The organism is Burkholderia sp. AU44665 (genome assembly GCF_030504405.1).
Classification (GTDB): domain Bacteria; phylum Pseudomonadota; class Gammaproteobacteria; order Burkholderiales; family Burkholderiaceae; genus Burkholderia; species Burkholderia semiarida.
In genome coordinates this window covers 1-13587 of sequence record NZ_JAUJRI010000010.1, presented here as the reverse complement: position 1 = coordinate 13587, position 13587 = coordinate 1, and the positions used below count along the sequence as shown (strand labels likewise).

The window sequence follows — 13587 nt, the reverse complement described above, 5'->3', positions numbered from 1 at the left end:
TTGTCAAAGAGCGAAAGCCATCCGGCCCGCGCTCACCCCGTTGTTCGGTCGTTTTTCGTGCGTTGCCCGGGCCGCGCCGTCGTCCTCGGCGAGCGCGATCCCGTCTTCGAGCGACGCGCAGATTTCGTCCGCGCGGCGCGCCAGTACCGACAGCAACGTGTCGGACAGGCCGTGGCTGTCTTCGCAGCAGCCTTGCAGGTAGATGCGCGGCGCGAAGTGCTCGGGCGTCGCGAGCAGGTAGTCGCGCGTGACGTCGCCGCGCGTGAGCGCATCGCCCAGATGCGGCGCGAGCCCTTCGAGCAGCGCCGAATGCGTGTCGCGGCGATAGCCGGTCGCGAGCACGAGCGCATCGAAACGCTCGACGCGCGTGGCGCCGCTCATCCGGTCGCGCAGCGTCAGCTCGATGCGGCCGTCGGCGGCGCGCACCGCGGCCTCGATCGCGCTGTTCGCGAGCAGCGCATGGCGCGGCGTGCCGTCGATGCGCTGCAGGTACAGCATTTCGTAGATCTGCTCGATCAGCGGCCGGTCGACCACCGCGTAGTTCGTGTCGCGATAGCGCTCGAGCAGCGCACGGCGCGCGTCGTGCGGCTGCGCATAGACGACGTCGGTGAATTCGGGGCTGAAGATTTCGTTGACGAACGGGCTGTCGTCGGCCGGCTTCAACGCGCCGGCGCGCATCACGAGGCTCGCGTCGACGTGCGGGAAGCGGCGCGCGAGATCGATGAACACCTCGGCCGCGCTCTGCCCCGCGCCGATCACCGCGATGCGGCGGCGTTCGCCGTCGGGCGACGCGACGAGCCGGTCGATGTCGGCCAGGTACGACGACGAATGGATCACGCGGTCGCGGCCGAGCGCGGCGAATGCATCCGGAATCGCCGGCGTGCCGCCGACGCCGATCGACAGCGCGCGCGTGACGCGCTGACGCTCGTGGCCGGTCGCGTCGCGCGACAGCACGCGCAGCGCGTCGATCTTCGCGCCGTCGCCGCGCACCGGTTCGATCCCCAGCACCGTCTCGCTGTAATGGACGCGGTCGTCGAACGCATCGGCGACCCAGCTCAGGTAATCGTGGAATTCGACGCGGGTCGGGTAGAAATTCTTCAGGTTGATGAATTCGTTCAGGCGGCCGCGTTCGAACAGATAGTTGATGAACGTGTAGCGGCTTTTCGGATCGCGCATCGTCACGAGATCCTTCAGAAACGAAATCTGCATCCGGCAGTCGTCGAGCAGCATCCCGCGATGCCAGCCGAATTCCGGCTGCCGCTCGATGAAGCAATGGGCGAGCGTGTGCGCGCCGCCGCGCTCCGCGAGGCGCACGGCCAGCGCCAGATTCGACGGCCCGAAGCCGACGCCGATCAGGTCGAATACGGTTTCTCTCTGCATGTCTCAGCTCCCTTGTCGGTGAATCCGGCCCGTCAGACGTGACGGCCGGAGAAGAACGTCTCGCGCAGCGTGCGCATCCACAGCGGCTGCGCGTCGGCCAGCGCGAGACGGCGCTGCCGCGCGAAGCCATGCCGCGCGAGATGGTCGGCAACCCGCGTATGGCCGGCCGGAACGGCACAGCCGACCGCTTCGGTACGCAGGTCGTCGAGAAACAGGTAATGCACGACGGACGGCAGCCAGCCGGCCACGCGGTGCGCGCCGCGCCAGCGCGACTCGCCGACCAGCATCCGCAGCCCGCGGTCGTAGTCGCGCGCCGCAACGTGCGGCGCGAGCGCGTCCTCCTTCAGCCAGAACGCCTCGAAATACGCGAACGGCTCGCCGTCGAAACAGCCGACGAGCGGCGTCACGTGCGGATCGGCTTCCTGCGCGCCTTGCGCACCGCGTTGGTCGGGCTGGGCGCCCGGCCAGCCGTCGCGCACGCGCGGCTCCGCGAACCAGCGCGCGAGCCGTTCGGCGTCCTCGGCCGGCTGCCAGCCGCGCAGCGTGAAGCGCACGCCGAGCGCCGGCAGGTCGCGCGCATAGACGTCGCCGCGCGGTGCGGGCGGCCGGCGCGGATGACGCCGGCCGTCGGTGATCGTCGGCAGCGTCGCGCACGGCAGAGCCGGGCCGACGCGCCACAGGTCGGCCTGTTGCGCCCAGCCGTCGCGCAGGCAGCGGCCGCCGTCGGCGAGGACGCCGCTCGCGCGCAACGCATCGAGCGCGACGGCCGGCCAGGCAGCCGGGTCGAGCCGGACCGCCGCGTGGCGCGCGCTGTCCGAAAACGCCGCGGCCAGGGCGGCCAGCAGCGCCCGCCGCTGGTCGGACGGCGCCGCGCGATGGTTGTACGCGACGAGGCGCAGCGCGCCGTCGTCGCCGAGCTGCGCGCGCAGCAACTGCGCGCCGATGCCGTCGCCCTGCGCGACACGGATCTCCGCGCCGTCGCGCACGGCGAACAGGCCGTCCGCGAACGCGAGCCGGTAGGTATCGAGCATCGTGAATCCGTCCGGACGCACTTCAGCCAGCATGGCGCGCCTCCTGTCCCGTTTCCGCTCGCGCGTCGAGCCGCGCGGCGAGCGCCGCGAGCGTCGGCGCCGCGAACACGTCGGCGACCGTCAGCGCGTGACCGGCGCGGCCGGCCGCGTCGACGAAGCGCACGACGTCGAACGACGTCGCGCCGGCTTCGAACAGGTCGGCATCGGGCTCGGGCGCGGCCGTCGCGAACGTGTCGGACCACAGCGCGGCGAGCGCGGCGGCGGCATGCGACGGCGTTGCATCGACCGGCGCTGCCCCGTGAGCGTGGGTGCCGAACGCACCGTGCGCGGCTGCGCGCGCCTCGGGTGCGCCGAGCGCCGCTTCCGACGCACCGGCGAAACGCGCGACCTCGTCGTGATACAGCTCGACGAGCGCGTCGACGAAATCGCGCGCGAGCAGTTCGTCCGCATATGAGAACGCGGCGCTCACGCGGCCGTCCGGATGCTCGACGACGTCCAGCTCCAGCGTGAACACGACGCGATGGCGCACGTCGTTGAATTCGGCCAGCGACAGGCCGGCCCAGTCGCGTGCGGCGGCGCCGGTCGGGCGCAGATAGTTGAACATCACCTGGAACAGCGGATTGGCCTGCGCGGCGCGCGGCGCACGCAGCGCGGCCACGACGTCGGCGAACGGCACGTCGGCATGCGCATACGCGGCGAGCGCCGTGTCGCGCACTTGCGCGAGCACGTCCGCGCGGCGCGCCGACGGGTCGATCCGCGTACGCACGACGACCGAGTTGATGAACAGGCCGAGCGCGGCGCGGGCCGCGTCGCCCGTGAGCTCGCGCGTCGACGCGAGCACGCCGACCGGCTGGTCGGCCGCGCCCGTCGCGCGGAACAGCGCGGTGTTGAGCGCCGCGTGCAGCAGCATCGGCAGCGTCGCGTGCGAGGCCGATGCGGCGTCGCGCGCCGCGCGAATCAGTTGTGCGTCGAATTCGAACGCGATACGGGCCGCGCGCCATTGCGGCACGGCCGGCGCATCGGCGCGCTGCGGCAACACGCGCGACGGCAGATCCGCGAGCGCGTCGCGCCAGTACGCGACGCGCGCCGGATGGCACGGCGCGGGCAGCACGAGCGGGAGGGCCGGTCGGGCGGCTTGGTCGGCTTCGTCGGCCGGCGCGCCGCTGCCCTGCACGCGGGCGACATAGCGGGCACGCACCGCGTCGAGCCACAGCTCGATCGATTCGCCATCCGACACGATGTGATGGATCGTCACCGACAGCACGTGGTCGTTCGCACCGAGCCGCAGCACACGAGCGCGCCACAGTGGCGCGTCGGCCAAGAGATCGAACGGCGCGAGCGCATCCTCGTCGGTCAGCGCGGCCGCGCGGGCCAGCGCATCGGCTCGGGCCGACAGGTCGATCACCGGCAGCGCGACGGCCACGTCCGCGTCGATCCGCTGACCCGGCAGCGCGCCGTCGCGGGCGACGAGCCGCGCGCGCAGCGCCGGATGCACGGCCGCCGCATCCGAGAACGCCGCGCGCAGCGCATCGACGTCGAGCGGGCCGCGCACGCGCAGCGCGACCGGAATGTTGTATGCGGCGCTGTCCGGCTGCGCGCGCCACAGGAACCACAGGCCGAGCTGCGCGGGCGACAGCGGCCACACGCCATGCGCGTCCGGTTTGGCCACGGCGATACCCGGCGCCGTGGCGCCCGACTGCGCGGCGCGCGGCGCGTCGGCCACCTGCAGCGCGTACTGGGCAAGCACGGGCGCCTCGAACAGCGCGCGCACCGGCACGTCGCGGCCGAGCCGTTCGGCCACGCGCGTCGCCACGCGCACGGCCGCGAGCGAATGGCCGCCGAGATCGAAGAAATGATCGCGGCGACCGACGCGTTCCAGGTTCAACACGTCGCACCAGATCGCCGCGAGCGCGGCTTCGTCGCCGTCGCGCGGCGCCTCGTATGCGCGTTCGACACGCACGGGCGCCGGCAGCCGCGCACGGTCAACCTTGCTGTTCGCGTTGCGCGGCAGCGCATCGAGCACGATCAGTTGCGCGGGCACCATATAGTCGGGCAGCGTGCGGCGCAGATGCGCGTCGAGCGCCGCGGCTTCGACCGGCTGCGCGGCCGCCCGCGCCTCGGCGGTCAGCTCGACGTACGCGACGAGCTGCGCGAGCGCGCCCTGCCCGTGCACGACCGCACAGGCTTCGCGCACCGCGTCGTGCGCGGCAAGCTGCGCCTCGATTTCGCCGAGTTCGATGCGCAGGCCGCGCAGCTTCACCTGATGATCGACGCGGCCAATGAAGTCGAACACGCCGTCGGCGCGGCGCCGCACGAGGTCGCCGGTACGGTACAGCCGCGCGCCCGGCGCGCCGTACGGATCGGGCACGAAACGCTCGGCCGTCAGCGCCGGGCGGTCGAGGTAGCCGCGTGCGACGCCGATCCCCTCGCCGCCCAGATACAGTTCGCCGATCACGCCGACCGGCAGCGGATGCAGCCGCGCGTCGAGCACGTGCGCGGTGCGCGCGCCGACCAGCGTGCCGATCGGCAGATACGGGGCGTCGCCGAGCTTCGCGAGATCGTCGCCGGGACGGAACATCCACAGCGTCGGCGTGATGACCGTTTCGGTCGGGCCGTAGCCGTTGACCACGCGCACGTTCGGCAGCGCGCGGCGCAGCATCGCGAACGCCTCGCGCGACGTCGCCTCGCCGCCGACGGTCAGCGAACGCAGCGTCGGCGGCGCGCCGTGCGCGAGCGCCCATTCGGCAAGCTGGGCGGCGCAGCCCGGCGGCACGTAGGTCATCGTCACGCCGTCGCGGATCATCATCGCGCAGGTCTGCGCGGGCGGCCACAGCACGTCGGCCGTCACCGACACGGCGGCGCCCGACATGTATTGCGAAAACCAGCCTTCGTGCGCGCCGTCGAAATTGACCGACTGGAACAGCAGGAACACGTCGTGCTCGCCCGCGCCGTAGCGCTCGGCGATCGCCGCGCAGTGCAGCGCGAACGACGCGTGGTCGACGATCACGCCCTTCGGCTTGCCGGTCGAGCCCGACGTGTAGATCGCGTACGCCGCGTGGCCGGGCAGCACGTCCGGCAGCGCGACGTGCGCGGCTTCGTCGAGCGCGTCGATTTCGTCCGCACGCCAGATGCGCAATTCCGGCAATTCGGGCAGCGACGCGGCGCTCGCGGCGTCGGTCAGCACGTGCGCGATGTTCGCATCGCCGACGATCTGCGCGAGCCGCTCGCGCGGGTGCGCCGGGTCGAGCGGCACGAACGCGGCGCCGGACTTCAGCACCGCGATCAGCGCGACGAGCAGATCGACCGAGCGCTGTAGCGCGACGCCCACGCGCATCTCGGGCCGCACGCCGGCCGCCACCAGATGGCGCGCCAGGCGCGCGGCACGCGCATCGACTTCGCCGCGCGTCAATGCGCGATCGATATCGGCGACGCCGCGTGCGTCGGGCCGCGCGTGCGCATGCGCGGCGATGCGCACGTGCACCGGCACGAACGGCTCGGCGGCGATCGCGCCGGCCGGCGCGTTCCACGCGAAGAGCTGCGCGCGTTCGTCGGCAGGCAGCCAGTCGAGATCGCCGATCGGCGTGTCGGGACGCGCGAGCGCGTCGGTCAGCAGCGTGACGAAGCGCGCGGCCAGCCGTGCGATCGCATCTGCGTCGAACAGGTCGAGCGCGTAGATGAAGGCCGCGTCGAACGTGCCGTCCGGCGTCGCTTCGACGGACAGCGTCAGATCGAATTTCGCGGACGGCGTGCCCGACGGCAGCAGCGCGGCCGACGCCGCGCCGAGCGGCGGCAGCGCGCGGCGTTCGCCATACGCGGCCATCACCTGGAACAGCGGATGGTGGCTCGCGCTGCGCGGCACGCCGAGCGCGTCGACCACCTGCTCGAACGGCACGTCCTGGTGCATCTGCGCGTCGACGAGCGCGCGCTGCGTACGCGCGACCAGCGACGAGAAATCGCCGTGCGCGGGCACGTCGACGTCGATTGCCAGCGTATTGACGAAGAAGCCGATCAGGCCGGCGACTTCCGCGCGCTCGCGGTTCGCGGCCGGCACGCCGACGCAGATCCGCGCGTCGCCGGTCGCGCGCGCCAGCAGCGCGTCGAGCGCGGCGAGCAGCACCGCGAACGGCGTCGCGCCGGACGCGGCCGCGAACGCGCGCAACTGCGCACCGACGCGCGCATCGAGCGAAAACACGTGACGCGCGCCGCGCGCACTGCGGCGGGCCGGCCGTGCGGCCGCGCCCGGCAGCGTCAGCACACCGCGCTGCGGATCGAGCCGCTCGCGCCAGAACGCGAGCTGGCGGTCGCGCTCGCCGGCATCGAGCCAGCGGCGCTGCCACAACGCGTAGTCGGCGTACTGGATCGGCAGCGGCGCGAGCGGCACCGGCTCGCCCGACGCATACGCGCGATAGAACGCCGCGAGCTCTTCCAGCATCACGCCCGACGACCAGCCGTCCGACACGATGTGATGCACGGTGAGCGCGAGCCAGTGATGCGTCGCGTCGAAGCGCACCAGGTGCGCACGCACGAGCGGCGCGGTACCGAGGTCGAACGGTTCGGCTTCGTCGGCCGCCGCGACGGCTTCGGCGCGCGGCACGCGCTGCGCGTCCGGCAGCGCTTCGAGATCGGTTTCGCGCCACGGGCAGCGCAGCGGCGCGTGGATCGTTTGCGCGACGCCGTCCTGCGCTTCGTCGAAAGTCGTGCGCAGCGCCTCATGGCGCGCGATCAGCGCATCGCACGCGAGACGCAGCGCATGCCCGTCGAGCGGGCCCGTCAGCGCCAGGCGCTCGGTGATGTGGTACGCGTCCGGCGCATCGATCAGCCGCGCATGCAGCCATAGCCGCGTCTGCGCGAACGACGCCGGCACGCGGTCGCTGCGCGGCGTGCGCGGCGGGATCGGCAGCACGCGGAAGTCGATGCCGGCCGCGCCGAGCTTGTCGATGAAGACCGCGCGCTGCGCGTCGGGCAGTTGCGCGAAACGCGTCGCGAGCGCGAGCCAGTCGGGTTGAACCTTCGTCATCCGTCGTCCTTATTGGGTTTCCAGTTCGCCGAGCAGCGCGTCGATCGCGCTCGCCGCATCGGTCTCGCCGCGCGCCGCGCAGGCCGCGTCGATCGCTTGCGCGCAGCGCGCGAGCGTGCGCGTGTCGAACAGCGTGCGCAGCGGCAGCGCGAGCCCCCAGTGCAGGTTCGCCTGCGCGTGAGCCTGCGTCGCGAGCAGCGAGTGGCCGCCGAGCAGGAAGAAATCGCCGTCGCGGCCGATCGCGTCCACGTGCAACACGCGCTGCCAAATTGCCGCGAGCGCGCGCTCGGTATCGGTCGCGAGTTCGACGGCTTCGGCCGCTTCGCGCACCGGCGCCGGCAGCGCATGGCGGTCGCACTTGCCGTTCGGCGTGACGGGCAATGCGTCGAGCTCGATCAACTGCGACGGCACCATGTACGCCGGCAGTTGCGCGCGCAGCGCGTCGAGCAGCGCCGCACGGTCGAGCGCGCCCGCGTCGCCGCGCGCGACATAGCCGATCAGTTGCTCGTCGCGCACGATGACGACCGCATCGTTCACGCCGGGCGCCGCGCGCAGCAGCGCCTCGATCTCGCCCGGCTCGATCCGCTGGCCGCGCAGCTTCACCTGCGTGTCGACCCGGCCGAGGTAGTCGAGCGCGCCGTCCGCGCGCCGGCGCGCGAGGTCGCCGGTGCGGTACATGCGCGCGCCCGGCACGAACGGATCGGGCACGAAGCGCTCGGCGGTCAGCGCCGGCCGGCCGAGATAGCCGCGCGCGAGGCCCGCGCCCGCGAGATACAGTTCGCCGGTCGCGCCGGCCGGCACCGGCTGCCACGCGGCATCGAGCACGTGCAGTTGCAGGTTCGCGATCGGATGGCCGATCGGCACCGCGACCGCTTGCGCGTCGTCGGGGCCGCAGGTCCAGTGCGACACGTCGATCGCGGCCTCGGTCGGCCCGTACAGGTTCACGAGCGTCGCGTTCGGCAACAGGCGCGCCATCTTCGCGACGAGTTCGGGTGCCAGCGCCTCCCCGCTCGCGACGATCAGACGCACGCTGTCGCATTGCGCGGCGGCCGAGAAATCGTCGAGATGCGCGGTGAACGCGGCGAGCATCGACGGCACGAAATGCAGCACCGTCACGCCGTGCGCGTGGATCGCCGCGGCCAGACGCGCCGGATCGCGGTGGTCGCCCGGCGCGGCGATCGCGAGCTTCGCGCCGATCGCGAGCGGCCACACGAATTCCCACACCGACACGTCGAAGCCGAACGGCGTCTTGTGCAGCACGACGTCGTCGCGCGTCAGCCGGTATGCGTGCTGCATCCACGCGATCCGGTTCGCGAGCGCGCCATGCGTGTTGCCGGCGCCCTTCGGCTTGCCGGTCGAGCCGGACGTGTAGATCAGGTACGCGAGCTGCGCGTCGTCGACCGCGGCGGTTTCGCCATCGATATCGCCGGCCTCGTCGGCCAGCAGGTCGGCGACCGTCAGCAGTCGCGTATCGGCGCCCTCGCCCAGCGCGGCCTCGACCTGCTCGCGCAGATGCGCCTGCGTGATCGCGACGGCCGGCCGCGCGTCGCGCAGCAGGTACGCAATGCGCTCGGCCGGATAGTCGGGATCGACCGGCAGGTACGCGGCGCCGGCCTTCAGCACGCCGACGAGCGCCATCACCATGTCGAACGAGCGCTCGACGCACAGCGCGACCGGCGTGTCCGGCCGCACGCCGCGCCGGCGCAGCGCGGCGGCGATGCGCGACGTGGCGGCGTCGAGTTCGCGATAGGTCGCGCGCTGCACGCGGCCTTGAGCGTCCGCGTATTCGAGCGCGATCGCGTCGGGCGTCGCCCGTGCCGCGTCGGCGAATTGCAGGTGTAGCGGCCGGCGTCGTTCGATCGGCCAGACATGTGCGGTGTCGTGCGCGCGGGCCAGCGCGTCGCGGGTCGCATCGTCGGCGATCGACAGCGTGCCGAGCAGTGCGTCGGGCGTACGGGCCAGCGCGTCGAGCGCGCAGGCGAACGCGCGATGCCAGGTCTCGACCTGACGCGCGTCGATGCGCGCGGTGTCGTAGCCGTAGTCGATCGTCAGTTCGGCGCCGCTTTCGATCACGAGCGTCAGCGCGAAATCGGTCGCTTCGATGCTGCGTACGTCGCTCAACGCCAGCGCGCGCGGATCGGCATCATGTGCCGTGTCTTCCACCGGATAGTTCTCGAACACGACCAGCGTGTCGAACAGCGCGCCGCCCGATCCGCGCGCCCAGCGCTGGATGTCGGCAAGCGGCGTGTGCGCGTGTTCGGCGGCCGCCGCGTTCTCGCGTTGCAGCGTTTGCAGCCAGTCGGCCGCGCGTTGCTGCGGCGCCGGCGCGGTGATGACCGGCAGCGTGTTGATGAAAAGACCGAGCACCGAGTCGACGTCCGCGAGCGCATCGGGACGGCCGGCGACGGTCGCGCCGAACGCGACGGCCGGCTGGTGCGTCATCCGCTGCAGCGCGAGCGCCCACGCGCCCTGCACCAGCGTGTTGACGGTCAGCTTCAGCGCGCGGGCCGTCTGCGCGACGCGCGCCGTCGTGTCGGCGTCGAGCGTCGCGCGCCACGTGGCCATCTCGGCCTCCGCGCGATCGGCCGTGCGTTCCGCGATCAGCGTCGGGGCGTCGAGGCGCGCGAGGCGTTCGGTCCAGAAGCGTTCGTCGGCGTCGCGCTCGCGCGTGCCGAGCCATGCGATGAAATCGCGATAGCGCAGCGCCGGGCGGCTCGCGAACGGCGACACCGCATCCGGGTCGCGATAGTCGCGCAGCACGTCGGCGAGCAGGCGCGCGGTGCTCCAGCCGTCGAGCAGCACGTGGTGGCGCGTCCAGACGACGCGCCATGCGTCGTCCGTCACGCGGATCAGCGTGAGCCGCATCAGCGGCGGCTCGCGCCAGTCGAAGCCGCGCGTGCGGTCGGCCGCGAGCCACGCGTCGAAATCGGCGTCGAGGGTGTCGCCGCGCGTACGCCAGTCGAGCTGCTCGACCGGCATGCGCGCGTGACGATGCACGCATTGCAGCGGCGCGGCTTCGTCCGGCATCACGCTCGTACGCAGGATGTCGTGACGCGCGACGGACGCGTCGAACGCGGCCGCGAGCCGGTCGGCGTCCAGCGCGGTCGCGGTCGCGACGAGCTGGTTCACGTAGCTCGCGTGTCCGGGCGCGAACAGCGCATGGAACAGGATGCCCTGCTGCATCGGCGACAGCGGATACACGTCGTCGATCGCGCGCCAGTCGAGCGGTGCGCGTTCGATCGCGGCCTGCGTGAGGCCGGCGGCCTGCGCGAGCGGGAAATCGCCCGGCGTCGCGCCGGCACCGCGATGCGCGATGCGTGACGCGCATGCCTCGACGAGTTCGCGCAGCGTGGTTGCAAAGCGTTCGGCGAACGCTTCGATCGTCGCGCGTTCGAATTGCGGCGCACCGTAGACCCAGTGCACCTTCAGCGTGCGCGCGCCGTCGCCATCCGTGTCGAGGTACGCATGGATCGCGAGCGTATTGCCGAGCGGCCCGTTCGGATCGCGCTCGACGCCGGTGCCGCCGAATCGCGGGACGAGCGTCGCATCGCGCGGCGCGTCGAACTGGCCGAGATAGTTGAACGTGACGCGCGGGCGCGGCACGGCGGCCAGCGCCGTGCGCGTCGCCGTATCGCCGTAGTGCGCGAGCACGCCGAAGCCGAGCCCCTTGTGCGGCACCGCGCGCAGCGTGTCCTTGACCGCGCACAGCGTGTCGCGGGCCGTTGCTTCGACCGGCAGCGTCACCGGGTAATGGCTCGTCAGCCAGCCGACCGTGCGGCTGGCATCCGCGTCGTCGAACAGCGCTTCGCGGCCGTGCCCTTCGAGTTCGACCCGGCACGACGCGGCGCCGCGCGCGCCGGCCAGCGCCAATGCGAGCGCCGCGCCGAGCAGTTCGATCGTCTGCGTGCGATAGGCCGCGTGCGCGTCGGTCAGCGCGGCGCGGGTCAATGCCGGGTCGATCGTCTGCACGACGACGGCCGCATCGGCGTTCGTGGCCACGGCGTCGGGATGATCGGGCGCGATGTCGTCGCCCTGCGCCATGCCGGCCCAGTAGGCGGCTTCGGCCGCGAACGGCGACGCCGGTTCCGTTGCCGCGCGGGCGAGCCGTGCGGCCCAGGCGTCCGCGCGCAGGCCGGGCTGCGACAGGCGCACCGGCGTGCGTTCGCATGCGGCGCGGTAGGCCGTGTCCAGGTCGTCGAGCAGGATGCGCCACGACACGCCGTCGACGATCGCGTGGTGAATCGCCAGATAGAGTCGCGTCGAACCGTCCGGCAGCCGTGCCGCGCACGCGCACGCGAGCGGCCCGCGGCCGAGATCGAGACGGCGTTGCAGCGCGTCGAAGCGGGCCAGCGCGTCGGCGTCGTCGCGTGCGGCGACTTCGACGAACGGCAGCGCGTCGTACGGCTTCGCCGCGTCGCTCGCGTGCCACGTGCCGTCGGCGCCGCGTGCGAAGCGCTGGCGGAATGCGTCGTGATGGGTGAGCAACGCGTCGAAGGCGCGTGCGAATGCGTCTGCGTCGAACGCACCGCGCACGTCGAACGACACCGACTGGTTCCAGTGGCCGCGGTGCGGAATATCGAGCGCGAAGAAGCGTTGTTGCGCGGGCGTCAGGATCGGCGTGGCAGCCGGCGTGACAGCCGTGGTCGCTGCCGCCGCGCCCACAAGTTGAGCGGCGCCGGCCGCGTCGTCCGTTTTCGCGACGCGTGCGAGTTCGGCGACGGTCGGCCCGTCGAACAGTTGCTTCGGCGTGAAGCGCACGCCGCGCTTGCGCGCCCGGGCGATCACCTGCAACACGAGGATCGAATCGCCGCCGAGCTCGAAGAAATTGTCGTCGCGGCCGACCTTCGGCGCTTTCAGCACGGCCTGCCAGACGTCGGCAAGCACCGTCTCGACCGCGCCCTGCGGCGCATCGCCCGGCGCGGCTGCGACCGGCACCGCCGCCCGTTCGCGCAATGCCGCGCGATCGATCTTGCCGTTCGCCGTCACCGGCAGGCGTGCGAGCGCGACGAACTGCGCGGGCACCATGTAGTCGGGCAGCGTCGCGGCGAGCGCGGCGCGCACCGCGGCTTCGTCGAACGCCGCGCCGTCGCGCATCACGACGAACGTCGCGAGCCGCAGGCGGCCATCGTGCTCGATCGCGAGCGTTTCGGCCTGCGCGATCGGGCCGGCCGCGCGCACGGCCGCGCTCACCTCGCCCGGCTCGACGCGGTAGCCGCGAATCTTCACCTGATCGTCGATGCGGCCCAGGAACGCAAGCCGGCCGTCCGCGCGCAACCGCACGCGGTCGCCCGTGCGATACAGCCGCGCGCCGGGCGTGAACGGATCGGGCACGAAGCGCTCGGCGGTTTGCGCGGGGCGCCCGAGGTAGCCGCGCGCGACGCCCGGCCCACCGAGGTACAGTTCGCCCGTCGCACCGGCCGGCACGCACGCGCCGAACGCGTCGAGCACCAGCGCGCGCGCATTCGGCAGCGGCAGCCCGAGCGGCACACCGCTCGCGGGATCGCGCGCGTCGGCGGCGATCGACGCCGTATCGCACACGATCGCGCCGACCGTCGCTTCGGTCGGCCCGTAATGGTTGATCACGCGGCAGGCCGGCGCGAGCGCGGCCAGCCGCGCGACGAGCGCCCACGTGAGCGTTTCGCCGCCCGTCACGAGCGCGTGGCGCGGCAGCACGTCGGCCGGCACGCGCGCGTCGAGCAGCGCTTGCAGATGGCTCGGCACGATCTTCAGCACGCCCACTTCACGGCGGCGCATTTCGTTGGCGAACAGGTCCGGATCGAATGCGCACGCGGCCGGCAACAGGTGCAGCGTGCGGCCCGCGCACAATGCGCCGAACAGCGTCGTGTGGCCGAGATCGGCCGCGACCGTCGAGACCATCGCGAACGATGCGTCGGGCGCGAACGCGAGTTCGTCGAGCATCCCCTGCACGTAATCGGCCAGCGCGCCGTGCGAGACGACGACGCCCTTCGGCGTGCCGGTCGAGCCCGACGTATAGATCAGGTACGCACCCTGCTCCGGGTGCGGCGCGACGCGCACGCCGGCCGCATGGGCGAGCGTCGCGTCCTGCGCGAGCGCGTCGACGTCGAGCGGCTGCGCGTCGATGCCGGCCGGCCACGCGGCCGGCTGCGCGACGAGCGCCCAGCGCGCGCCGCAGTCGGC

At 72.7% G+C, this 13587-nt stretch carries 4 protein-coding genes; all 4 read right to left on the bottom strand.

All coding sequences use genetic code 11. The features are described from left to right. Positions 1–3: 3 nt before the first annotated feature. Positions 4–1380, bottom strand: coding sequence for a lysine N(6)-hydroxylase/L-ornithine N(5)-oxygenase family protein (locus QZM15_RS20585; RefSeq protein ID WP_302107162.1), 1377 nt, complete (start codon positions 1378–1380; stop codon positions 4–6). Between the two features lie 32 nt (positions 1381–1412). Beyond that, positions 1413–2444 carry a GNAT family N-acetyltransferase gene (locus QZM15_RS20580; RefSeq protein WP_302107161.1) on the bottom strand — a complete coding sequence of 344 codons (1032 nt, stop codon included), beginning with the start codon at positions 2442–2444 and terminating at the stop codon, positions 1413–1415. Next, the gene (locus QZM15_RS20575) at positions 2434–7428 is read right to left on the bottom strand and encodes a non-ribosomal peptide synthetase (RefSeq protein ID WP_302107160.1); all 4995 of its coding nucleotides are present in this window, start codon (positions 7426–7428) and stop codon (positions 2434–2436) included. Before QZM15_RS20575 ends, QZM15_RS20580 begins: the two co-directional genes overlap by 11 nt. A gap of 9 nt (positions 7429–7437) precedes the next feature. Beyond that, positions 7438–13587, bottom strand: a 6150-nt coding sequence (locus tag QZM15_RS20570; protein WP_302107159.1) for a non-ribosomal peptide synthetase, incomplete at its 5' end; no start/stop codon positions are given.

What these genes read in the sequence shown, in the direction of transcription:
- QZM15_RS20585 (WP_302107162.1), bottom strand. Translation starts at nt 1,380, where the DNA reads ATGCAGAGAGAAACCGTATTCGACCTGATCGGCGTCGGCTTCGGGCCG.
- QZM15_RS20580 (WP_302107161.1), bottom strand. Translation starts at nt 2,444, where the DNA reads ATGCTGGCTGAAGTGCGTCCGGACGGATTCACGATGCTCGATACCTAC.
- QZM15_RS20575 (WP_302107160.1), bottom strand. Translation starts at nt 7,428, where the DNA reads ATGACGAAGGTTCAACCCGACTGGCTCGCGCTCGCGACGCGTTTCGCG.